Annotated in this window: 23 protein-coding genes; 9 read left to right on the forward strand and 14 right to left on the reverse strand. The window is 69.5% G+C overall.

Going from position 1 to position 22,809, the window contains the following annotated elements; all coding sequences use genetic code 11:
- Positions 1–42: 42 nt before the first annotated feature.
- The 6 genes from ACWFRB_RS14240 to ACWFRB_RS14265 are packed head-to-tail and all read right to left on the reverse strand — an operon-like array spanning position 43 to position 5,866.
- The gene (locus tag ACWFRB_RS14240; RefSeq protein WP_452641797.1) at positions 43–828 is read right to left on the reverse strand and encodes an ABC transporter permease; all 786 of its coding nucleotides are present in this window, start codon (positions 826–828) and stop codon (positions 43–45) included.
- Entirely contained in the window at positions 803–1,708 is a 906-nt protein-coding gene (locus tag ACWFRB_RS14245; protein ID WP_452641798.1) for a 2-aminoethylphosphonate ABC transporter permease subunit, read from the reverse strand. Before ACWFRB_RS14245 ends, ACWFRB_RS14240 begins: the two co-directional genes overlap by 26 nt.
- Positions 1,705–2,910 carry an ABC transporter ATP-binding protein gene (locus ACWFRB_RS14250; protein WP_452641799.1) on the reverse strand — a complete coding sequence of 402 codons (1,206 nt, stop codon included), beginning with the start codon at positions 2,908–2,910 and terminating at the stop codon, positions 1,705–1,707. Before ACWFRB_RS14250 ends, ACWFRB_RS14245 begins: the two co-directional genes overlap by 4 nt.
- 1 nt (position 2,911) lies before the next feature.
- Positions 2,912–3,964, reverse strand: coding sequence for a 2-aminoethylphosphonate ABC transporter substrate-binding protein (locus tag ACWFRB_RS14255; RefSeq protein WP_452641800.1), 1,053 nt, complete (start codon positions 3,962–3,964; stop codon positions 2,912–2,914).
- A 58-nt stretch (positions 3,965–4,022) separates the two neighbouring features.
- Positions 4,023–4,706 (reverse strand): phosphonatase-like hydrolase, encoded by a 684-nt coding sequence (locus ACWFRB_RS14260; protein ID WP_452641801.1) that lies wholly within the window; start codon positions 4,704–4,706, stop codon positions 4,023–4,025.
- 32 nt (positions 4,707–4,738) lie between these two features.
- On the reverse strand, positions 4,739–5,866 hold the full coding sequence (locus tag ACWFRB_RS14265; protein ID WP_452641802.1) for a TIGR03364 family FAD-dependent oxidoreductase: 1,128 nt from the start codon (positions 5,864–5,866) through the stop codon (positions 4,739–4,741).
- A 98-nt stretch (positions 5,867–5,964) separates the two neighbouring features.
- On the opposite strand from ACWFRB_RS14265, the gene ACWFRB_RS14270 reads away from it, so the two are divergent.
- The 3 genes from ACWFRB_RS14270 (at position 5,965) to ACWFRB_RS14280 (ending at position 10,588) form a co-directional block, all read left to right on the forward strand.
- A complete protein-coding gene (locus tag ACWFRB_RS14270; protein ID WP_452641803.1) occupies positions 5,965–6,522 on the forward strand; it encodes an HD family phosphohydrolase in 558 nt (185 codons plus the stop codon).
- Positions 6,519–7,247: a GntR family transcriptional regulator gene (locus tag ACWFRB_RS14275; RefSeq protein WP_452641804.1), complete on the forward strand. Its 729-nt coding sequence runs from the start codon at positions 6,519–6,521 to the stop codon at positions 7,245–7,247. The genes ACWFRB_RS14270 and ACWFRB_RS14275 overlap by 4 nt, the downstream gene beginning before the upstream one ends.
- Positions 7,248–7,408: 161 nt before the next feature.
- Positions 7,409–10,588: an arabinosyltransferase domain-containing protein gene (locus ACWFRB_RS14280; RefSeq protein WP_452641846.1), complete on the forward strand. Its 3,180-nt coding sequence runs from the start codon at positions 7,409–7,411 to the stop codon at positions 10,586–10,588.
- 21 nt (positions 10,589–10,609) lie between these two features.
- Here the strand turns inward: ACWFRB_RS14280 and ACWFRB_RS14285 are convergent, their stop codons facing one another.
- From ACWFRB_RS14285 to ACWFRB_RS14295, 3 genes are all read right to left on the reverse strand, one after another.
- Positions 10,610–11,761, reverse strand: a complete 1,152-nt coding sequence (locus ACWFRB_RS14285) for a carboxylate-amine ligase (protein ID WP_452641805.1) — start codon at positions 11,759–11,761, stop codon at positions 10,610–10,612.
- 92 nt (positions 11,762–11,853) lie between these two features.
- Complete coding sequence (locus tag ACWFRB_RS14290; protein WP_452641806.1) at positions 11,854–12,363, reverse strand: DUF6328 family protein; 510 nt, start codon at positions 12,361–12,363, stop codon at positions 11,854–11,856.
- 9 nt (positions 12,364–12,372) lie between these two features.
- The gene (locus ACWFRB_RS14295) at positions 12,373–12,573 is read right to left on the reverse strand and encodes a hypothetical protein (protein WP_452641807.1); all 201 of its coding nucleotides are present in this window, start codon (positions 12,571–12,573) and stop codon (positions 12,373–12,375) included.
- Positions 12,574–12,763: 190 nt separating this feature from the next.
- On the opposite strand from ACWFRB_RS14295, the gene ACWFRB_RS14300 reads away from it, so the two are divergent.
- From ACWFRB_RS14300 to ACWFRB_RS14310, 3 genes are all read left to right on the forward strand, one after another.
- Entirely contained in the window at positions 12,764–12,952 is a 189-nt protein-coding gene (locus ACWFRB_RS14300; RefSeq protein ID WP_452641808.1) for a ChaB family protein, read from the forward strand.
- Between the two features lie 87 nt (positions 12,953–13,039).
- On the forward strand, positions 13,040–13,897 hold the full coding sequence (map, locus tag ACWFRB_RS14305) for a type I methionyl aminopeptidase (RefSeq protein ID WP_452641809.1): 858 nt from the start codon (positions 13,040–13,042) through the stop codon (positions 13,895–13,897).
- On the forward strand, positions 13,894–15,429 hold the full coding sequence (locus tag ACWFRB_RS14310; RefSeq protein ID WP_452641810.1) for a cobyric acid synthase: 1,536 nt from the start codon (positions 13,894–13,896) through the stop codon (positions 15,427–15,429). The genes map and ACWFRB_RS14310 overlap by 4 nt, the downstream gene beginning before the upstream one ends.
- A gap of 10 nt (positions 15,430–15,439) precedes the next feature.
- Here ACWFRB_RS14310 and ACWFRB_RS14315 read toward each other — a convergent pair whose 3' ends face one another.
- From ACWFRB_RS14315 to ACWFRB_RS14325, 3 genes are read right to left on the reverse strand one after another with little or no spacing between them, the layout of a single operon-like run.
- Complete coding sequence (locus ACWFRB_RS14315; RefSeq protein WP_452641811.1) at positions 15,440–16,186, reverse strand: ABC transporter permease; 747 nt, start codon at positions 16,184–16,186, stop codon at positions 15,440–15,442.
- Positions 16,183–17,088 (reverse strand): ABC transporter ATP-binding protein, encoded by a 906-nt coding sequence (locus ACWFRB_RS14320; protein WP_452641812.1) that lies wholly within the window; start codon positions 17,086–17,088, stop codon positions 16,183–16,185. The genes ACWFRB_RS14315 and ACWFRB_RS14320 overlap by 4 nt, the downstream gene beginning before the upstream one ends.
- A complete protein-coding gene (locus ACWFRB_RS14325; RefSeq protein ID WP_452641813.1) occupies positions 17,085–17,447 on the reverse strand; it encodes a GntR family transcriptional regulator in 363 nt (120 codons plus the stop codon). The genes ACWFRB_RS14320 and ACWFRB_RS14325 overlap by 4 nt, the downstream gene beginning before the upstream one ends.
- Positions 17,448–17,563: 116 nt before the next feature.
- Between ACWFRB_RS14325 and ACWFRB_RS14330 the strand changes: the two genes are divergently transcribed.
- Complete coding sequence (locus ACWFRB_RS14330; protein WP_452641814.1) at positions 17,564–18,130, forward strand: alpha/beta fold hydrolase; 567 nt, start codon at positions 17,564–17,566, stop codon at positions 18,128–18,130.
- 68 nt (positions 18,131–18,198) lie between these two features.
- On the opposite strand, the gene mtr is transcribed toward ACWFRB_RS14330, so the two are convergent.
- Positions 18,199–19,572 (reverse strand): mycothione reductase, encoded by a 1,374-nt coding sequence (gene mtr / locus ACWFRB_RS14335; protein WP_452641815.1) that lies wholly within the window; start codon positions 19,570–19,572, stop codon positions 18,199–18,201.
- Positions 19,569–20,567: an alpha/beta hydrolase gene (locus ACWFRB_RS14340; RefSeq protein ID WP_452641816.1), complete on the reverse strand. Its 999-nt coding sequence runs from the start codon at positions 20,565–20,567 to the stop codon at positions 19,569–19,571. Before ACWFRB_RS14340 ends, mtr begins: the two co-directional genes overlap by 4 nt.
- Before the next feature lie 118 nt (positions 20,568–20,685).
- Between ACWFRB_RS14340 and mqo the strand changes: the two genes are divergently transcribed.
- Together mqo and ACWFRB_RS14350 are read left to right on the forward strand one after the other, a co-directional pair.
- Positions 20,686–22,230 carry a malate dehydrogenase (quinone) gene (gene mqo, locus ACWFRB_RS14345; RefSeq protein WP_452641817.1) on the forward strand — a complete coding sequence of 515 codons (1,545 nt, stop codon included), beginning with the start codon at positions 20,686–20,688 and terminating at the stop codon, positions 22,228–22,230.
- Between the two features lie 12 nt (positions 22,231–22,242).
- On the forward strand, positions 22,243–22,713 hold the full coding sequence (locus tag ACWFRB_RS14350) for a GNAT family N-acetyltransferase (protein ID WP_452641818.1): 471 nt from the start codon (positions 22,243–22,245) through the stop codon (positions 22,711–22,713).
- The last annotated feature ends 96 nt before the right edge of the window (positions 22,714–22,809 follow it).

The following is a 22,809-nucleotide window of genomic DNA, read 5'->3' on the forward strand; positions in this document are numbered from 1 at the left end:
CGGTTGACGAGTCCAGGGACTCGTCAACCGCGCACAGGCGCGTCAGCGCCTGCGGATGCGGCCGACCACCAGCAGCGCGACCAGCGTGACGGCCATCAGCAGGGTGGTGTCGGCGGCCGCGAGGAACACCTGGCCGCGATCGGTGAGCCCGAAGATGGTCACCGGCAGGGTCTTCCAGGTGGCCGGGTAGACCATGATGGTCGCGCCGAGTTCGCCCATCGACAGCGCGATCGCCAGGCCCGCGGCCGCACCGAGCGCGGGCAGCAGCAGCGGCAGGGTGATCCGCAGCAGCACCCGCGTCGGTCCGGCGCCGAGCGACTCGGCGGCCTGCCGGTAGGCGGGGTCGAGCCGGTCAAGCGCCGCGGAGACCGAGCTGAACGCGAACGCGAGCACCAGCACGGTGTGCGCGAGGATCACGATCCACTTGGTGCCGCCGAGCAGCAGCGGCTCGGCGTTGAACGCGATCAGCAGCCCGAGGCCGATCGCCACCGACGGCACCGCGATCGGCAGGTGGAACACCGCGTCGGTGGTCTTGCGCAGCCAGGCGGGCCCCTCGCGGGCCGCGAGTGCCGCCCAGGTGCCGACGAACAACGCCAGCGCGCCCGCGATGAACGCGGTCTGCAGGCTGACCGTCAGGCTGGCCAGGTTCTCCTCGGAGAGTGCGGCGGAGAGGTTCTTCGGGCCGAGGTCCGACGGCAACGGCCCGGTCCAGGCCCCGGCGAGGGCGGCGGCGACGACGGTGGCGATGGGGGCGACGAACACCACGACCACCACGACGCCGAAGAGGGCGAGGGCCAACGCCCTAGCGCGTGTGGTCCACAGCAGCACGGCGGCCTCCCAACAGTCGGTTGAACAGGAATCGGTAGCCGCAGTACAGCGACAGCGACAACACCACCTGGACGCTCGCGATCACCGCGGCGCCCGGCAGGTCGAAGGTCACGATGCCGCGGGTGTAGATCAGTACCGGCAGCGTCACGACGTCCTTGGCCCCGGTGAACAGCACGATGCCGAACTCGTTGAGCGTCAACAGCAGTACCAGCGAGCCGCCCGCCATCAGCGCGGGCCAGGCCTCCGGCATCACGACGGTCCGCAGCACCCGCCATGGGGAGGCGCCGAGGCTGGCCGCGACGTCGAGCTGGTCGCGGGGCATCTGGGTGAATGCGGCCAGCAGGGTCCGCACCACGAACGGGGTGAAGAAGGTGATCTCCGCGGCGATCACGCCGAGCGGGGTGTTCAGGAAGTTCAGCGGCCCGCTGTCGGCGCCGGTGAGCCGGGTGAGGAGGGCGTTGACCGCGCCCGCGGTTCCGTACAGGAAGGTGAACGCCAGCGTGATGAGGAACGAGGGCAGCGACAGGATGGTGTCGATCAGCCGGCCGACCACCTTCGATCCGGGGAAGGGCACGAACGCGAGCACCAGCGCGAGGAAGGTGCCCAGCGCCAGGCATCCCATTGTGGAGGCGACCGCGATTTCGATGGTGCGCCACAACGCGTTCCGGAACTGCGCCGACGCGAGCACCTCCGTCCAGGTGGACAGCCCCCTGCCCTCGTCGGTGACGGTGGACTCGGCCAGCACGCGGGCCATCGGGTAGACGGCGAAGCCGAGCACCAGCAGCAGCGGCGGCAGGGCCCAGGCCACCGGCCGCCACCGGGGCGGTCCGGGCCCGACCGGCGGGGGATCGAGGTGGACCGGATCGAGGACGGCGGTCATGACACCGGCCCCGGTGCGGGGACGAGCACCGCGCCCTGGTCCGGGAAGCGAACGCCCACAGCGGTTCCGGCGGGGCGCTCGTCGTGCCCGGTCACATCCACCTCGAGCAGGACGTCGGGCAGGGCGGTGAGCGCGACGGTGAGCCTGGTGGTCGAGCCGCGCCAGACGCCGGCGGTGACCCGCCCGGGGAGCGTGCCGCGCTCGGCGGGCGAGGTGAGGGTGATCGCGTGCGGGCGCAGGCAGAGCAGGGCCCCGGCGTCGGACTCCCACTCGGTCGGGCTGATGGCAGGCCGTGGCGCGTGCGCGGTCACCGGCATGCCGCCGACCGACACCAGCGCCGAGGTGCCGATCACCCGGGTCACGGTGCAGGGCAGCAGGTTCGCACCGCCGAGGAAGGCCGCGGTGAAGCTGCTCGGCGGCCGCTTCCAGAGGTTCTCCGCGGTGTCGACGTCGACGAGCCGGGCGTCGCGCATCACGGCGATCCGGTCGGCCAGCGCCAGGGCCTCGCTCTGGTCGTGGGTCACGTAGAGCATCGCGGTGTCCGGCAGGGCCGCCCGCAGTTGCTGTAGCTCAGCCAGCATGCTCTGCCGGAGCTGGGCGTCGAGCGCGGCAAGCGGCTCGTCGAGCAGCAGTACCTTCGGGCGGATCGCCAGGGCGCGCGCGATGGCGACCCGCTGCTGCTGCCCGCCGGACAGTTCGCGGGGCAGTCGCTTGCCGAAGGCGGACATGCCCACCATCTCCAGTGCCTCGGCGACCCGCGCGCCGATCTCTGCGCGCGGCACCCGGTGCGAACGCAGGCCGAACGCGACGTTCTCCGAGACCCGCATGTGCGGGAACAGCGCATACGACTGCACGACAACCCCGATGCCGCGCTTGGCGGGCGGCAGGTCGGTGATGTCCCTGCCCGCCAGCCGAACCGAGCCCGACACCGGCCGGGTGAAGCCGGCCAGTGCCTTGAGCGCGGTGGACTTGCCGGACCCGCTTGGCCCCAGGAGAGCCACGGTCTCTCCCGGGGACACCCGCAGGTTGAAATCGATCAACGCCCGGGTGGCGCTCTTGCCCCGCCCGTAGGCCACGTTGACGCGGTCGAAGGTGATGGCGGGGGCGGAGTAGTCGGTGGCCCCGACGATGCCGGATTCGGCGGTGCGCGTGGGAGCCGAACCGAACCTCGGCCGGGCCTGCCCGGTGTTGATCTTCCTCATGTCAGTTCCCGGTGGCCTTCTGGTAGGCCGCGACGTCGGTGTCGAGCTCGGTGATGACGGTGTTCCAGTTCGGGGTCCAGACGGTGACACCGTTCAGCAGGCCCGCCGGGGTGGACTTGTCGCCCAGATCGACGGTCGCGGCCTCGCGCACGTCCTTGCGGACCGAGACGCCGAGAGCATCGGGCCCGACGGTCTTTTGTGCCTTCTCCGAGAGCAGGTACGCCATCAGCTTCTTGGCGGGCTCGGACCGCGGGGCGCCCTTGGCCAGGCCCATCACGTAGGGCAGCGCCACGGTGGTGCGGGCACCGCCCGTCTCGGCGGGGAAGAAGACGTTGAACTTGGAGCCGTCATCCGCGATGGACGCGAGGTTCATCTGCACGTCGCCGTTCGCGACCAGCAGCTCACCGTTGCTGACCTTCGGCTGCAGCTTGCCGGTGGACGAGGACGGCCCGACGTTGTTGGCCTGCAACTTGTTCAGGTAGTCGAGCGCACCCTCCTTGCCCTTGAGATGCTGGAGCAGCAGCAGCACCGCGGTGCCGTCGCCTGCCTGGCCGGGGGTGGAGTACTGCAGCTTGCCCTTGAACTGCTCGCCGAGGAGGTCGTCCCAGGTCGCCGGGGCCGGGTTCGCGCCCGGGTTGGCGATGAAGTTGAGGTAGTTGTTGACGACCGGGACGTACTTGCCCGCCGGGTCCTTCTCCTCGGTGGGGACCGCGGAGGTGTCGATCCCGCTGGGCTGGAGCAGGCCCTGCGCGTCGGCCTTCTGGATGAACGGCGGCAGGGTGACGACGATGTCGGCCTGCGGGTTGGACTGCTCCTTCTCGACGCGGGAGACGACCTCGCCCGAGCCGGCCTCGACCAGGTTGACGGCGACGCCGGTCTCCTCGGTGAACTCGTCGAACCGGGCCTTGTACCAGTTGCTCAGGCCATCGGCGCTGTAGACGGTGACGGTCTCGGTGTCGGAGCTCGCTGCGGTGCCGGTGCCACCGCAGGCGGTGGTCAGCGTGAGCAGGGTCGCGGCAAGGGCGGCTGCGGCAAGGCTGGGGCGGATGCGCATGACGGATTCCTAACTGTGGGTGAGGGATTCTTCGTGTGCGGGACGGTGGAGCGGGGTGTTACGGATTCAGGAGGAGCTGGGCGAACTCGCGCACCGAGGGCACGATGTGGGTGGCGCCCGCCGAGCGGAGCTGGTCCTCGTCGTGGGCGCCGGTGAGGGTGCCCGCGACGATGGCCGCGCCCGAGCGCAGCCCGCTGGTCACGTCGTTGGACGTGTCGCCCAGCACGGCGATGCCTTTCACGTCGTCGACCCGCAGGCGCAGGAGTGCGGTGAGGATCAGGTCCGGGTAGGGCCGACCGCGGCCGGCCTCGGCGGGGGACAGGGTGAGGTCGGCGATGGTCTGCCAGCCGAGCGCGGAGAGCAGCTTGTCCTGCGTGCTGCGGCTGAACCCGGTGGTCAGTGCGACCTTGATCCCGGCCTCGCGGAGTGCGGTGATCGACTCCGCCGCACCGGGAATGGGCTCGGCGTTGCCCTCCTCGATCAGCCGGTCGTATTCGGATTCGAAGGCGGCGTTGGCGGCCTGGGCGCGGTCCTCGTCGCGTAGCAGCGCACGGAAGACGACGATCTTGGACTGGCCCATGGTGTCGAGGACGTACCGGCGCGCGGCCTCGGCCTCGGCGCCCTCGGGGGGCAGGCCCGCGGCGTCGGCCGCAGCGGCGAAGGCCCGCAGCACCAGCCCGTCGTCGGAGACGGTGGTGCCCGCCATGTCGAGCACGGCGAGTTCGATGGGGGTTGCGGTCACGATTTCTCCTGGGGCGATCGATGTGTCGTGGTTCAGAGGCCGAGCTGGTCGGCGGTCTGTTCGGCGAGGGCGGGGCCGAGGGTCATACCGCGGCCGCCGGGGCCTGCCACCACCAAGACGTTGTCCGCGGGGCTGCCGCGGTGCACGAGCTCGCCGGGGTCGAGGCACTGGCTGTAGACACCGGCCCAGCGCCTGACGATCGGGGGTAGCCTGCGGCCGAGCAGCTCCTCGACGACGCCGGTCAGGTGCTGGTACGGCGCCTCGTCGACGTCGAAGTCGAACGGCTCGTCGTACTCGTGGGTGTCGCCGATCGTCAGCCCGCCGTGCAGGCGCTGCACGCACAGCAGCTGCATGCGGTGTGCCTCCGCGGTCGGGGACTGCGGCTGGACGGTCCTGAGGTTCTCCAGGGCCGCACCAGCGAAACCCGGGTAGTACCGCAGGCTGTCGCCGTCGGCGATGGCCGTGGTGAGCTCCTCGCCGAGCGGGGCTGTCTGCATCATCTGCAGCCGGACCCGGCGAAGTGGTAGCTCCCCGGCCAGGTCCCTGGCCAGGCCGCCGAGTGTCGCGCCGGGGCAGACGATGGCCAGATCGGCGTCGAATACCCGGCCCTGGTCGTCGCGGACGTGCACGCCCGCCGCGTCGGAGGCCACCTCGCGGGCCTCGGTGCGGGCGTGGAAGGTGTAGCGGCCGCTCTCCTCGAGGTGGCGGCGGATCGCGGGCAGGGCCACGCGGGACTCGACGGCGCCGTCGCGGCCGCAGTACAGCCCGGCGAGGAACTTTCCCCGCAGGGCCGGGTTGACGGCGAGCACCTGCTCCGGGTCGAGGAGGGCGAAGCCGCGGGCCCCGGCATCGGGACGGGCCATCGCTTCCTCGGCGACCGCGACCTCCGCGGGGGTGCGCAGCAGCGTCATCGAGCCGGCCGGGCGGAACCCGATCGCCGGGACGCGGGCGGCGAGGTCCTCCCACAGCTCGCGCGAGCGCAGGGCGGTGTCGAGCTCGTGTTCGGCGCGGCCGGAGACCCACACAAGGCCGAAGTTGCGCACGGTCGCGCCGCGGGCCTCGGTCTCGCGCTCGAGTTGGATCACGTCGTGCCCGCGGCGGATCGCCTCGTCGGCGTGTGCCGTGCCGAGGATGCCTCCGCCCACAATCAGAATTCGCATGGCGACGAGCATGCAGTTTGGTCTAGACCATCTGGTGATGGCGAGGAGAACGCCGGATGAACAATTGGTATAGACCAATTTGAGGTACGCTGACCTGCATGAACGAAGCGGGGATCGGATCGGTCGACGCGGTGCTGGAGGAAACGGCTGCCGCGCTGCGCTCGCTGCGCGGGGTGTTCGACGAGGATGCGGTGGACGAGCTGGACCATGCCCTGCAGGCGGCGGGTCGTGCGTTCGCGGACGGTGCGGACGACGAGCTCGTGCTTGCCAGCGCGCTGCACGACATCGCGCGCAGTCCGCTGTTCGGACTGCCCGACGGCGCCGCGCACGACATCGCGGCCGAGCGGTGGCTCACCCCGCGATTCGGCGAGCGGGTCGGGTGGCTGGCGGGCGCCCACGTCGCCGCGAAGCGGTATCTGGTCGCCACCGAGCCCGGCTATGCCGCGATCCTCTCGGCGGAGTCGGTCCACACACTGCGTGCGCAGGGTGGGCCCGGCGTCGACCCGGCGCTGAGCGCCGATTCGCGCTGGCCCGACGCCGTGCGACTGCGACGGTACGATGACGGCGCGAAAGTCGCAGGCGCGCAGGCTCCGTCGATCGACGAGGTGCTCGTCGTGGCGCGCCGGGTACGCGCCGGGATGGGGGTGTCACGATGACCGATGTCAATGCCCGCATCGATGCGGGGGAGTCCGCGCCCAAGTACTACCGGGTGCGCACCGAATTGGCGGCCATCATCGACGATCTCGACGAGGGCGATCCCGTGCCCGCGGAGCGCGACCTCGCGGTGCGCTTCGAGGTGTCACGGGAGACGGTGCGCCAGGCCGTGCACGAACTACTGGTGGAGGGCAGGATCGCGCGTCGCGGCCGCGGCACCGTCGTCGCCAGCCCGAAACTCACCCAACCGCTCTCGCTCTGTTCGTACACCGAGGGCGCGCTCAGTCAGGGCCGGGTGCCCGGCCGGGAGCTGGTCACCTTCGAGAACGAGCTGTCCGATTCCGAGCTCGCCGCGGACCTCGGACTGTCCGCGGGTGCTGCCGTCATCCATCTCGAGCGGGTGCTGCTCGCGGACGGACAGAAGATCGGGCTCGAGAGCACGTACCTGCCCGCCTGCCGATTCGCCTCGATGGCACGGTCGTTCGATCCGGGCACCTCGCTGTACGCCGCGATCCGCGCCACCGGGGTGATCTTCGACTCGGCCACCGAGCGGATCGAGACGGTGCTGGCATCGCCACGCGAGGCCGCACTGCTGGACTCGTCGACCGCGATGCCGATGCTGTTGCTGAACCGGATATCCCTGGACGCAGGGGGTGTGCCGATCGAGCGGGTCCGCTCGCTCTACCGCGGCGATCGCGTCGCATTCCTCGCCACGCTGAGGGAGTGAGCCCGAAGTCGTTCGTTTCACTCATGAGTTGATTCCGGTTAGCATCCGAACCCGTGGTTGACAGCATCGTGGCGACGAGACCTGCATCGGCAAATGATCCGGAGCCCCCTCCCCACGGTGCACGCGGCAGGTCCTCGCTCCGCGGCGCCCGCTGGACCGCCATCGTCACGGGCCTGATCGGCATGCTCCTGACCCTGTCGGTGCCGCTGCTGCCCGTCGTGACGGACGAGACGGTGCTCTCGTGGCCGCAGCAGGACATGACACGCAGCGTCTCGGCGCCGCTCGTCTCGTACTCGCCGGTGAGCCTCGACGTCGAGATCCCCTGCACGGCCGTCGGCCCGCTGGCAGGGCAGGGCGGCACCCTCGTCGCCACCGCCCCGAACGGTGCCCCCGACGCCGAGCGCTACGGCTTCGTGGCCAAGGTCACGCCGGCTGGCGCGGATGATCCCGGTCGCATCGAGGTGGTCCTGCGCGACACGGTGCTGCTGTCCGCGCCGCTCGATCGGCTCGCGGGCGGTGACTGCGCGATCGCGGTGTCCTCCGACGCGACGCGGACCACGGCCGAGATCACCGGGTCCGGGATCGCGCCGACCGTGCACGAGGGTGACCTCCGTCCCCAGATGGTCGGGGTGTTCACCGATCTGGACGGTGCGGCGCCCGCCGGCCTCCAGGTCACCGCGGAACTCGATTCGCGCTTCACCTCGACGCCGTCGACGCTCAAGCTGATCGCGATGGTTGTCGGCCTGCTGGCGGTGCTCGCCTCCCTCGTCGCCTTGCACCGCCTCGACCGCGCCGACGGCAGGCGCTCGCGCCGGTTCCTGCCCGCGCGCTGGTGGAAGTTCGGCGTGGTGGACGCTGTGATCATCGGCACCCTGGTGCTGTGGCACTTCATCGGCGCGACCACCTCGGACGACGGCTATCAGTTCAACATGGCCCGCGCTGCCGAGGGGGCCGGCTACATGGCCAACTACTTCCGGTACTACGGGGTGCCCGAAACGCCCTTCGGCACGCCGTATTACCAGGTGTTCGGGCTGCTGGCCCACATAACGCCCGCGAGCCCGTTCGTCCGGCTGCCCGCGCTGATCGCGGGCATCGTGACCTGGCTGGTGCTCAGCCGCGAGGTGGTGCCCCGCCTCGGCGCTGCGGTGCGGGCCAACCGGCTGGCCCTGTGGACCGGCGGTCTGGCCTTCCTCGCCGTCTGGCTCCCGTACAACAACGGGCTGCGCCCCGAACCGGTCGTCGCGGCAGGCGTGCTGCTGACCTGGTGCTCGGTCGAGCGCGCCATCGCCACCCGACGGCTGCTCCCCGCCGCGGTCGCGATCCTGGTCGCCGCCATGACCCTCTCGGTCGGACCATCCGGGATCATCTGTTTCGCCGCGCTGATCGCGGGCCTGCGCCCCATCGCCCAGATCGTCGTCGCCCGCGCGAAGGCGGTCGGATACCTCGCGCTGCTGCTCCCGCTCCTGGCCTCGGGCACCGCGATCCTGGCGGTGATCTTCGCGAACCAGACTATGGCGGCCGTCTTCGAGATGCAGCGCGCACACGAGGCCGCGGGCCCGAACGTGAAGTGGTTCGACGAGTACCTGCGTTACCAGTACCTGTTCAACATCTCACCCGACGGATCGCTTGCCCGGCGATTCGGCATCTTCATCATGATCCTCGGGGTGGCCGCGAGCATCCTGGCGATGCTCCGCAAGGGGGGTCGCATCCCTGGAATCGCGGCTGGACCGGCGCGCCGGATCCTCGGGATCACCCTCGGTGCCATGGTGTTGATGATGTTCACGCCGACGAAGTGGACGCACCACCTGGGGATCTACGCCGGACTCGCCGGGGCGGTCGCCGTGGTGACCACGGTCGCCGTGGGCGTCCACGTCCTGCGGTCGCCCCGCAATCGTGCGTTGTTCGCCGCGGCCGTCCTGTTCGTGCTCGCCATGTCGTTCACCGGCAGCAACGGCTGGTGGTACGTCTCGAGCTACAGCGTGCCGTGGTGGGACAAGCCGGTCTCTATCGGCGGACTCGGCGCGGGCACCGTTCTGCTGGGGGCCACGATGCTGATGGTGCTCGTCGCGGTGTGGTGCCACGTCCGGGAGCCGTACGCCCGCAACGGTTCGAGGCGGACCGGCCGGCTCTGGGCGATCCCTCCGCTGACCGTCGCCGCCGCGGCGATGGTGCTCTTCGAGGTGCTCTCCCTCGCCAAGGGTGCCGTCACGCAATACCCCGCGTACTCGGTCGGTAGGTCGAACTTCGATGCGCTCGGCGGTCGAATCTGTTCACTCGCCAACGACGTGCTGCTCGAGACCGACCCGAATGCCTCCATGCTGCAGCCGCTCTCGGGTGGCTCCGCGACGGCCCTGGCCGGAACCGGCAGTGTCGGCTTCGAGCCGAACGGTGTCGCCGCCGACCTGAGTGCCGACAAGGAATCGTCGGCCTCGGGAACGGCGAACTCGGTCGATCCGAAGGGCGATCAGTCGGCGACGGGCAACTCGGCAGGAACCGGCGGCGGCGCCGGACGGGTCGGCATCAACGGCAGCGCGGTGGCCCTGCCGTACGGCCTCGACCCGGCGACCACGCCGGTGCTGGGCAGTTACGGATCCGGGGGCTCCGCCTCGCTGACCACCGGTTGGTACCGGCTCCCGCCGGTCGGCTCGGACGGGTCGAGGGGCGACCTCATCTCCATCGCAGCGGCAGGCCGGATCCGCTCCGTCGACGCCGACGGGATCGTCACGGACGGACAGCATCTCGAGGTCGAGTACGGAACCGGGCAAGGCGACGGCACGGCTGTCGCCCTCGGCACGGTGGCCCCGCTCGACCCCGGTCCCGCCCCGTCCTGGCGCAACCTCCGGGTGCCGCTCGACGCGCTGCCTGCCGAGGCCGACGTCGTCCGGATCGTCGCGTCCGACGACAACCGGGATCCGAAGCAGTGGCTCGCGGTGACCCCGCCGCGGGTACCGCAGACGCAGACGCTCAACTCGGTGGTGGGATCGCAGACCCCCGTCCTGATCGACTGGGCGGTGGGCCTTGCGTTCCCGTGTCAGCGCCCGTTCGGTCACCACGACGGCGTGGCCGAGGTGCCCGAGTACCGGATCCTCCCGGACCGGGTCGGCGCCAAGTCGACGAACCTGTGGCAGGACCACTTCGGTGGCGGGCCGCTCGGCTGGACGCAGATGCTGCTCACCGCCAGGACCATCCCGTCCTATCTGGATCAGGACTGGGGTCGGGACTGGGGCGAGATCGAGCAGTTCACGCCGCTCGACCCGACGGCCGATCCCGCGACCCTCGACGTCACGCCGACGCCGCGATCCGGGCTGTGGACCCCGGGGCCGATCAACACCACGTTCTGACGAGGCACCGCGAGCAGGCGGTCACGGCGTCGGTTGCGGGGGCCCGCAGTCCAGGAGGGTTCGCTCTGTCGCGGATCGGATGACCTCCTCGATGCTGTGGCTCGCGGCCAGCGACCGGCGCTGCCAGACCGCGCCGTTGCCATGCGCGAGTTGGTGTTTCAGTGCGGACTCGACCCATGAGAACTCGCCGAGCTCGTCCAGCGCATCGTGCACGTGGTCGAGCAGCAGTTCGAGCTGGTGTGCATAGGGGACGGGGCTCGACGTGCGCGGGTCGAGGCCCTCTCCGGTGAGGCCGTCCCTCGCGGCGATCCACGTGGCAACGCGAAGCGTCTCGAGTCCGACATCGGGCGGCTGGTCGCCGCGGTCGACCGATCGCGTCGCCGTCATCACCAGGGCGCGAACCAAGGTTGCCAGCAGCACGGTCTGGTCGACCGTCGGCATCACGTCACCCACCCTGACCTCGACGGTGGGCAGGTGGGATGAGGGGCGGATGTCCCAATAGATCATCCGTTCGTCCAGCAGGCTGCCGCTGTCGACCAGCATGGCGACGAACGAGTCGTAGCGCTCGGCCGAGGCGAAGAAGGGCGGCGGCCCCGAGACCGGCCACCGCGACCAGAGGATCGCACGCCAGCTCGAGTAACCGCTGTCCGTTCCCCGGTGCAGGGGTGAGTTCGCGCTGAGTGCCAGCAGCGCGGGCAGCCAGGACCGGACGTGGTTGCAGACCTGTACGCCGGTCTCGCGGTCGTGGACGTCCACGTGGACGTGGCATCCGCAGATGCCTTGCTCGAGCGCGAGCGTCCCGAAGCGGCGCGCCATCCGCCGATAGCGATCGGAATCGCTCACCGGCATGCGAGACGGGCCGATGGGTGGGGTACCGGTCGCGAGCAGCCTGCTCCCGTTGCGGACCGCGGCGTCGGCGGCGGTCGCGCGCATCGCGAGCAGGTGCCTGCGCAACCCCTGACTGTCCCAGCACACCGGCGAGTTCGTCTCGACCTGACACTGTGAGAGTTCGAGTTGGAGGGGGACACCGAGCTCCGTTGCCGTCGACACGACCGCCGCATTACGCATCTGCGGTTGTCCCGTGTCGGGATCCACCAGCAGGAACTCCTCTTCGACCCCCACCGACGGATACCCAGGAAGATTCATGCCGGACTCACGCTGATCGGACCCCATCTCAGATCCATGAGCGACGAACGCCCTAGGCGATCGCCCGATATGTCCAATTCAAACATGCGGGGTGAGGCGGTGGAAGTGGCCGACGCCTGTCAGTCGCGCCGATAGCGCAGGGGAAGCGCAATCCAGAAGTAGCCGAACGCGATCGCGGCACAGCCGCCTGCGATCGCGCCGACGATGGGGTCGATCACCGTTCCGATGATCAGCATGACCACCCCGGTGAGCGTCAGTCCGAGCAGGATCAGTCCCCACAGTTCGAATCGGTGCGCGGACGTGACGAGGGTGTCCAGCTTTCGCTGCCGGAAGAGGATCCGATGCATACCCACCGGGGCGATGAGGAGCACGGTGGCCGCGATCGAGAGGATCACCGTCGCCAGATACACCCACTGTTCGTAGGTGGACAGCTCGGCGAATCGCTCCTGAAACGGGAGAATCAGCAGAAATCCGGTCAGCAACTGAACGCCGGTCTGCACGACACGGAGTTCCTGGAGGATGCTCGCCCAATTACGGTCGAGTCGCTCCGTCGCCGTCTCGTGGCGTGCCGATCTGTCCCACTCCGCGTCCCGTTCCGGGTGGTCGGCCGCGTCGTGGCCCGGCGTCATTCTCGAAGCCTACGACGCCCGAGATGCCAGGGAGGTGTCATCCGCGCAGCGGCAGCCGAGCGGGACGTCGCCGCAGTCCAGGACCAGCGGGTGCCGCATAACGGTCAGGTCGGCGCACTGCTCCTCGGTGCACTCGGTCGGGTCGGTCCGGTGCACGATCAGGGTTCCGTGACAGTGGTCGAGACTGTCGACACACGCGGCGCAGGCCATGGTGTTACCTCCGGGTCGGGGCGATCGGCATCCTGCCTCCGTTGGTACTACCTGGCGCCGACAGCGTGGGGATTCCCCTGGCGTGTCAGTCGACCGGTGCAATCGGATCGGCCGCTTTCGCGGAGGTGCCGAGGGGCGGACAATCGAGGGGCAAGAAATGACGGCCTCGACCGACGGAGGAGGGGCAGCGGTGAACCGGACCGAGCTCCCACAGACAGTGCGGCGATCGTCCAAGGAGGCGCAGGAGGTCTTCGCGACGGCACGCGACACGGCCATCAAGCGGTATGGGGAGGGCGAGGACGCCCTGCGCGCGGCGTACGGCGAGCTCAAACACGAATTCGAGTTGGAGGTCGATCACTGGGTGCCCAAGCAGGGGTGACCTCGGCACGACGCGGTCCGCGTCGCGGTGGGACGCGACGCGGTGCGTCTGATCCTGTGCCCACCCGGTGCGTCTACCCTTGTCCGTATGCCAGTTCGCACCCAGCTCAGCCCCGGAACAGTCTCCGCGACGCTCGCCGTCCCCGCCGACATCGAGCGGCCGGAGTACGCGTGGAAGCCGACCGTCAACGAGGGCAACGAGCCGTGGGTGCAGACACAGGAGACCATCGAGGCCATGCGGGTGGCGAGCAAGATCGCCGCGCAGGCCCTGCAGGAGGCGGGCAAGGCGGTCGCGCCGGGCGTGACCACCGACAAGCTGGACCGCATCGCGCACGAGTACATGCTCGACCACGGCGCCTACCCGTCCACGCTGGGTTACAAGGACTTCCCCAAGTCCTGCTGCACCTCGCTGAACGAGGTCATCTGCCACGGCATCCCCGACTCGACGGTGATCCAGGACGGCGACATCGTCAACATCGACGTGACCGCGTACATCGGCGGGGTGCACGGCGACACCAACGCCACGTTCCTCGCCGGTGACGTGTCCGAGGAGAACCGCCTGCTCGTCGAGCGCACCCGCGAGGCGACGATGCGCGCCATCAAGGCGGTCAAGCCCGGCCGCGAGCTCAACGTCATCGGGCGGGTCATCGAGGCCTACGCCAACCGCTTCGGCTACGGCGTGGTGCGGGACTTCACCGGCCACGGCATCGGCGAGACCTTCCACAACGGGTTGGTCATCCTGCACTACGACCAGCCGAACGTGGACACCGTCATCGAACCGGGCATGGTGTTCACCATCGAACCGATGATCAACCTCGGCACCGTCGACTACGACATCTGGGACGACGGCTGGACCGTCGTGACCAAGGACCGCAAGTGGACGGCCCAGTTCGAGCACACCATCGTCGTCACCGACACGGGCGCGGAAATCCTCACGCTGCCGTGAAGGGTGCGCTGCTCGTCGCCGGAACGACCTCCGACGCGGGCAAGAGCGTGCTGGTCGCCGGGTTGTGCCGGATGCTGGCCCGGCGCGGGGTGTCGGTTGCGCCGTTCAAGGCGCAGAACATGTCCAACAACTCGGTGGTCACCCTCGACGGTGGCGAGATCGGGCGGGCGCAGGCACTGCAGGCGCGGGCCTGCGGGCTCGAGCCGAGCGTGCGCTTCAACCCGGTGCTGCTCAAGCCGGGCAGCGACCGCACCTCGCAGCTGGTGGTCCGCGGCCGGGCGGTGACCAACGTCGGGGCCCGCGACTACATCGAGCACCGGGAGTGGCTCCGCGGCGTCGTCGCCGATGAGTTGTCCTCGCTGCGAGCGGAATTCGACGTGGTGATCTGCGAGGGCGCAGGCTCACCCGCCGAGATCAACCTGCGGGCGACGGACCTGGCGAACATGGGGCTGGCGCGGGCGGCGTCGCTTCCGGTGATCGTGGTCGGGGACATCGACCGCGGGGGTGTGCTGGCGCACCTGTTCGGCACCCTCGCCGTGCTCTCACCCGAGGACCAGGCACTGATCTCCGGGTTCGTGATCAACAAGTTCCGCGGCGATGTGGGTCTGCTGGAGCCTGGCCTGGTCCAGCTGCGGGAGATGACCGGACGGCCCACCCTCGGTGTGGTGCCGTTCGCCGACGGACTGTGGATCGACGCCGAGGACTCGCTGTCGACGGTCGCGGACGCCCCGGTCGGCAGGCCTGCCGCACCGGCGGGTAAGGGGTGGCTGCGGGTGGCCGCGGTGCGACTGCCACGGGTGTCCAACGCGACCGACGTGGAGGCGCTGGCCTGCGAACCGGGCGTCTCGGTGCACTGGGTCGGTGAGCCGTCGCGGCTGCAGGATGCCGACCTGGTGGTGATCCCCGGCAGCAAGTCCACCGTCTCGGACCTGGCCTGGCTGCGATCGAGAGGGATCGCGGACGCGCTGGACGCGCGCGCCGCGGCCGGGCTGCCGATCCTCGGCATCTGCGGCGGGTACCAGATGCTCGGGCGCACCATCGTCGACGACGTCGAATCGGGCGCCGGGACGGTGGACGGGCTGGGCCTGCTGGACATGGAGATCGAGTTCGCGCCCGAGAAGGTGCTGCGGCAGGTCGCCGGGACCGCCGACTCGGTTGCGGTGTCCGGCTACGAGATCCACCACGGCCGCGTCGTCCGCAACGCCGACCCGCCGCTGCTGCGCGGCGCGGGCGGCGAGCCGGAGGGCAGCGTCCGGGGGCAGGTGTTCGGCACCCACTGGCACGGTCTGCTCGAATCGGACGAGTTCCGTCGCGGGTTCCTGACCAGGATCGCGGCCGTGACCGGGCGGCCGTTCACGGTCGCGCCCGACACCTCGGTGGCGGCGGAGCGGACCGCGCAGCTGGATCTGCTTGCCGATCTGGTGGAGCGGCACCTCGACGTGGGGGCGATCGAGGAACTCATCAACGACGGTGCGCCGCGGGATCTTCCGGCGATCACGCACGGCCGTGCGGCGGTGGACCCGGCTCGCTGATCGCGGTCCGTCACGGGGTCGCCCGACGCAGCGCCAGCCAGCCGACCGCCGTCGCGATCGCGGTCGCGGTCAGGGGCAGCACCACCAGCGGCAGTGCCCGCGGCGAGTCGGCGAACCAGTCGCCCACCGCGGGCCACCACCGCGCCCAGGTGATCAGGATCGCGGCGAGACCACCGAGGCCGAGGGCCCCGACACCGGCGGCCAGCAGTCCGGAGGCCCGCCAGCGCTGATAGATCGCGCCCGCGGCCATCGCGATCGCCGTCGTCAGCAGCAGGGTCGAGAAGATGGTCAGGAACTGCAGGAACGGGTTGTCGGTGACGTACCGGGCCAGCCCGAACATCCGCATCCACACGCCCCAGCCGTCGGTCGCGGCCTCCACGACCGAGAGCAGGTAGAGGACAGCGGCGAACACCGTGGACTGGGCGAGCGCCAACAACACTGTGGCGGAGAAGAATTCGCGCCGGGTCACGCTCATACCGAGCGTGAAGGGGAAGGTCTGCGCCATCGCCTGCAGGTAGAACGCCAGCACGAACCCGAAGACGGAGAACACGCTGCCGGTGAAGCCCTCTTCCTGATCGTTGTCGATCAGGAAGTAGATCGTGTAGCTGATCAGGAAGGAGCTGGCGAGGATTGCGACCGGCCATGCGATCAGCAGCGGCCAGGCCACGGTGTGCACGCGGAGAACGGCGCCGATCCGGGAATCGGAGACCGGCTCGGTCCGCTGCGGTGTCGTCGTCGTGATGGTCTGCGTGGTCATGCCGTGATCTCCCGTGCTCCTGTGGTGGTCGCGATGACGAGGTCCTGCAGCGATACGGGTTCGAGCTCGACGCCCGCCGCCCGCAGCCGGGCGCACTCGGGCTCGGTCGCCGTGCGCTCGACCGTGACGCGGGCCAGCGACCCGAGCGATTCGCGATGCAGCACCCGGCCGCCCGCCGCGAACGCGTCGACGGACTCGGAGGGCCCGGTGGCGACCACGGCCCGCCTGCGCAGCGCGTCGGCATCGTCGTCGACGACGATCCGCCCGCGGTCGACGACGATGACGTGCTCGAGCAGGTTGCTGACCTCGTCAATCAGGTGCGTGGACAGCACGATCGTGCGGGGGTGCTCGGCGTAGTCGGCGAGCAGCCGGTCGTAGAAGAGGTGCCGGGCGACGGCGTCGAGGCCGAGATAGGGCTCGTCGAACAGGGTGAGCGGGGCCCGCGCGGCGAGCCCGATGATCACGCCGAGCGTGGACTTCATGCCCCTGGACAGCTTCTTGACCTTGCGGCAGAGGGGGAGCTGGAAGTCGTCGAGCAGTCGGTCGGCGAACTCGCGGTCCCAGCCGGGCATCAGATGCCCGGCGGCGGTGAGCACGTGCTTGACCCGGAGGTCGTCCACGTAGGTCTGACTCTCCTTGATGAAGCAGATGTTCCGCAGGACCCGCGCGTTCTCGAACGGTGTGCCGCCGAGAACCGTGACGTCACCGGATGTCTGGGTGTCCTGTCCGGTCAGGATCTGCATGAGGGTGGTCTTGCCGGCGCCGTTCCGGCCGAGCAGGCCGTAGATCTTGTCGGGCTCGATGGTGAAGGAGATGTCGTCGAGCGCGGTGACGTCGCCGAAACGCTTGCTGACGCCGCGAACCGACGCGATCGGTTTGGCATCGATGGCGGTCACGGTCATCTGCTTTCCTCCCGGTTGTCGAGCATGGACTTGAGTTCGGCGATCGACATGCCGAGCTTGTCGGCCTCCGCGATCAGCGGCTCGATGTACTGGCGCACGAAGTGCTCACGGCGCCGGAATCGCAGCGCGTCCCGTGCGCCCTCCGTGACGAACATCCCGATTCCTCGCTTCTTGTAGAGGATCCCCTCGGCCACGAGCTGCCCGAGTCCCTTCGCCGCCGTCGCCGGGTTGATCCGGTGGAACGCGGCGAGCTCGTTCGTGGAGGGAACCTGGCCGTCCTCGGGCAGGGAGCCGTCGATGATGGAGTTCTCCACCAGCTCGGCGATCTGCTGGAACAGCGGCCTACCGTCGTCGTTCACCGGAACCGCCGCCCGCGAGGCTCACTGGTTCATTACTCATGTAATGAACCATAGGGCCAGTGGGCGCGGTGTGCAAGCGATGGAGGGCGCGGCCCCATGGCGTACCGTCCGTAGCCATGGAATTGACGCAAGTTCCCGTCGGGGAGGGCACCTACACCGTTCGCGTCGACGGCCCCGAGAGCAGGCACACGGTGCTGCTGCTCCCGGGTGCGGGGGAGTCCGCATCCGTGTTCGACGCGGTGTGCGAGCGACTGCACAACTCCGACCTGCGCACGGTCGTGCCCGAGTCGATCGACGGACTGGACGAGACCGGTGCGATCGCGCTGCTCGACGCGCTGAAGCTGCCGTGGGTCAACCTTGCAGGCAACCGCGAGGGTGCCGAGCTGGCCTGGCTGCTCGCCGCCAAGACCTTCGGCCGGTTCGCCAGTCTGGTCGTGGCGGACTGCCCGCATCCCGCGGTGCCGGATCTCGAGGGCGTCGTGCGTGAGTCCGGTTGTGCGCCCGTGGAAATGCCGACGACACTGCTGATCGGGAACTCGCTTGGCAGGCCGATGGCCGACACCAGCGGCAGGCACGTCTACTCCGATTTCCGGGTCGTCCAGCTCGACGGCGTGGACTCGGTGCCGCAGGGCGCGGCCGCCGAGATGGCCACCGAGATCGTGCTCCGCACCAGCAGCTGGTAGGCGCTCCGCGCCCGTGCGCGGTTGACGAGTCCCTGGACTCGTCAACCGCGCACGGGCGGCGCAGCCGCCTATTCCAGGCCGAGCAGGGCGTTCTCGACGACCTCCGGGAGACCCGGGTGGATCCAGTACTGGCCCCTGGCCATGTCCTGGGCGCTCAGGCCGAAGCTCATCGCCTGGATCAGGGGCTGGATCACCGTGGGCGCCTGCGCGCCGATGACGTGGGCGCCAAGCAGCCTGCCGGTGCCGCGCTCGGCGATCACCTTGCACAGGCCCTCGGTGTCCTCCATCGCCCAGCCGTAGGCGACGTCGGAGTACTTCTGCACCTTCACCGTGATGTCGAGGCCCTGATCGCGGGCCTGCTCCTCGGTGAGCCCGACCTCCGCGATCTGCGGGTCGGTGAACACCGCCGCGGGCACGAACCGGTGATCGGTGCGGACCAGGTCGGCGCCGTCCGACCACGCGTTGCGCAGCAGGTTCTCCTGCACGACCCGGGCCTCGTGGTTCGCGACGTGCTTGAGCTGATAGGGCGAGGACACGTCGCCGAGCGCGAACACGCCCTCCGCCGTTGTGCGCTGGAACCGGTCCACCAGCACCCGTCCCTCGTCGTCGACGTCGACCCCCGCGGTCTCGGCGCCGAGCCGGTCGCCGTTCGGGGCCCGACCCACCGCGACCAGCAGGGTGTCGCCCGACACGACGCTGCCATCCGCGAGTTCCACCTGCACGTTGCCGTCGCCGCCACGCACGGACGTCACCGGATTGCCCAGTCGCACATCCCATTTCTCACGGGCGAGGGCGGTGAAGTGGGCCGAGATGTCACCGTCGAGGTGTCGCAGCAGGCGGTTGCCGCGGCCGATGATGGTGACCTTGCTGCCGAATGCGGAGAAGACGTGTGCGAACTCGGAGGCGATGAAACCGCTGCCGATGATCACCAGGTGCTCGGGCAGTTCCGGCAGCCGCATGATGTCGTCGTTGGTGTAGTAGCGGACGCCGCTGCGGGTCACCACCTCCGGGACGATCGGCCGCGATCCGGCCGCGATCACCACCTGGTCCGCGGTGATCACCTCGCCGGTCCCGGTCTCCATGCGTCGCGGTCCGATGAACCTGGCGTGGCCGGAAAACAGTGTGGTGCCAGGACTCTCGTCGCGTCGATAGCGCTCGCCGCCCGCCGAGATGGGGTCGATCCTGTCGAAAACCCGGCTGACGATGTCGGGCCAGCGCACCTTGTCGATGCGCGAGTCGATGCCGTACCTGCTCGAGTGTTCGATGGTGCGGGCGACCTCGGCGGCGTAGACGAACATCTTGGTCGGGATACACCCGACGTTCAGGCAGGTGCCGCCGAAGATGCCGTCCTCGAGCAGCGCGACCTGCATGTCGGCGTACCGGTCGTCGAGAATGGTGTTGCCGGAACCGGATCCGATGATCGCGAGATCGAAGTGGTTCATGCGCCGTGTCCGTGCAGCCAGTTCAGCCACAGGTCCACCTCGTCGAAGGCCTGCTTGCGCGGGACCTCGGTGGAGAGGAAGACGTCGTGCCGTGCGCCCTCGATCGGCACGATCGTGGTGCGGTCGCCGAGGCAGCCGGCCCAGCGGGCGATCTGCCGCACGTCCAGCACCAGGTCGGCCTCGTCGGACTTGGGGGTGTACCGCGAGGAGTAGTGCGTCTTCTCGGATCGCAGGATCAGCGAGGGCACCCCGACGTCGAGGCCGCGGTGCAGCTTCGCGTGCCCATGTCGGATCGCGCGCAGCCAGCCGAAGGTCACCGGGAACCCGGTGAGCGGCTTCCACTCGAGGTTGTAGTCCCACTCGCCGCTCGCCCCGACGTGCAGGCTGCGTCCGTAGACGTCGATCGGCGGCTGTTTGACGGCCAGTCGGTCCTTGACCCGGCCGACGGCCTTGACCGCCACCGTGCCGACGCTGCGCAGGTACGACGGGCCCTGCAGGTCGAACCAAGGGCTGTTGAGGATCAGCCCGGCGATGCCCGCGCCAGCGCAGCCGCCGGGCTGCTTGTTCAGCCGGTCGAGCCACAGCGGCAGGATCAGCCCGCCGGTGGAGTGCGCCACAAGCAGAACGGTGCCGCCGCCGATCTGTTCGCGGACCAGCGCCAGTGCGCGGCCCAGTTCCTCGTCGTAGAGCGCGAGGTCGGTGACGAAGTGCGCGGTCTGGCCCTGCTTCAGCGAGCGGCCACATTTGCGCAGGTCAAGGGCGAAGAACGAGTAGCCCTGGTCGTGGAAGTGCTCGGCCATGTGGTGCTGGAAGAAGTAGTCGGTGAACCCGTGCACGTAGAGCACGGCCCGTGCGGGCGTGCGGTCGATCCCGCCCTCGGGCTGGTACCGGACGAGTGTGGCGTCGATCTCACCTTCACCGTCGGGATCGATTCCGAGTGGGATGGTCAACTGCTGATATCCGTCGCCGAGGACGTCGGGAGCCCAAGTAGTCACAGATCACAATGTAATGCGCAGGAATGCCCCCCGCAGTGGCGCACAATTGGGTGAGGTGAACGACGCGTATACGCGCGGGTAACCTATCCGCTGCAGTCGGCGCGACTGCGCACTGCCAATGGACAAGGAAGTCGATTTTCCAGTGTCAGACAACAACGCGGTAGAGACCAAGACCGATGTAGTGCTCGTGGGTGCGGGCATCATGAGTGCGACCCTCGGAGCCATCCTGCGGCAGCTGCAGCCGGACTGGTCGATCAGCGTGTTCGAGCGGCTCGACGCCGCCGCCGCGGAGAGCAGCGACCCGTGGAACAACGCGGGCACCGGACACTCGGCTCTGTGTGAGCTCAACTACACCCCCGAGAACAAGGACGGCTCCGTCGACATCGCCAAGGCGATCACGGTCAACGAGCAGTTCCAGGTCTCCCGGCAGTTCTGGGCGCACGCGCTCGAACAGGGCATCCTCACCGCCCCCAAGGAGTTCATCAACCCCATCCCGCACGTGAGCTTCGTGCACGGGGCGGACAACGTGAAGTACCTGAAGGCGCGCTACGACGCCCTCGCCGGGCACACGCTGTTCAACGGCATGGAGTACACCGACAGCGCGGACGAGTTCGCCCGCCGCCTGCCGCTGATGGCCAAGGGTCGCGACTTCACCGACCCCATCGCCCTGAACTGGACCGAGGGCGGCACCGATGTCGACTTCGGTGCGCTGACCAAGCAGCTGCTCAACCACGTCGCCTCCTCCGGCGGCACCGTGCACTTCGGTCACGAGGTCACCGGCATCAAGAAGCAGTCCGACGGCAGCTGGACGCTCAAGGTCCACAATCGTCGCACCGGCGGCCGCAAGGTCGTCAACGCCAAGTTCGTCTTCGTCGGAGCCGGCGGCGGCGCCCTGCACCTGCTGCAGCAGTCCGGCATCAAGGAGGCCAAGGGGTTCGGCGGCTTCCCCGTCAGCGGCGCGTTCCTCCGCTGCACCAACCCGGAGCTGATCGATCAGCACCGCGCGAAGGTGTACGGCAAGGCCGCCGTCGGTGCCCCGCCGATGTCGGTGCCGCACCTCGACACCCGCGTCATCGGCGGCAAGCCGGGCCTGCTGTTCGGCCCGTACGCCGGTTGGTCGCCGAAGTTCCTCAAGGAGGGCCGGGTCACCGACCTGCCCGGTTCGGTCAAGCCGAACAACCTGCTGTCCATGCTCGGCGTCGGCGTCTCCGAGCTCGGCCTGGTCAAGTATCTGGTCAGCGAGCTGGCGAAGAATGCGGAGGGTCGCATCGAGACCATGCGCGAGTTCGTCCCCGAGGCAATCGGAGCGGACTGGGAGCTGATCACGGCAGGCCAGCGCGTCCAGGTGATCCGCCGCGACAAGCGCAAGGGCGGCGTGCTCGAGTTCGGCACCGCGGTCATCAGCGCCGAGGACGGCTCGATCGCCGGACTGCTGGGCGCCTCGCCCGGCGCCTCGACCGCGGTCCCGGCGATGCTCGACGTGCTCAAGCGCTGCTTCGCGGACCGGTTCGCGTCCTGGGAGCCGCAGCTCAAGCAGATGGTGCCCTCGCTCGGCGTGAAGCTCTCCGACGACAAGTCGCTGTTCACCGAGGTCTGGGACTGGTCGAGCCGCGTGCTCGAGCTCGACACCGACGTTCAGGAGACCGCCTCCGCCGCGGTGTGATAGTCACACCGTATGACGGCAACAGCGGCGCTGCACCGCGCCTGGGCGCTCGATCTGGACCTCCGCACGCTCTATGACCTGCTGAGACTGCGGGTCGACGTGTTCGTCGTGGAGCAGGCCTGCCCGTACCCGGAATTGGACGGGCGGGACCTGCTCCCCGGCACCAGGCACCTCTGGATCGAACAGGACGGTCAGGTGGTGTGCACCCTCCGCCTGATGGAGGAGTACGACGGCGGCACCTCGTACCGCATCGGGCGGCTGTGCACCCGTCCTGAGGCACGCGGGCACGGGCACACCACCAGGCTGCTGCGGACGGCGCTCGCGGAGGTCGGATCCGCACCGTGCCGGCTCAGCGCACAGAGCCACCTGGTGGACATGTACGCCAAGCACGGGTTCACGCCCGACGGCGAGGAGTTCGTCGAGGACGGGATCCCGCACGTGCCGATGCGGCGCGGTGGCGGCGAGCCATGGCGCGAGGTCTAGAGTCAGGATCCGACAATCCCTGCCGCGGGGAAGTCCTGTGTGAACCAGGCACGGTCCCGCCACTGTGATGGATCCGGCCACGTCCGGAACCGGAGT

The sequence above is a fragment of the Rhodococcus sp. NPDC055112 genome (genome assembly GCF_053607505.1).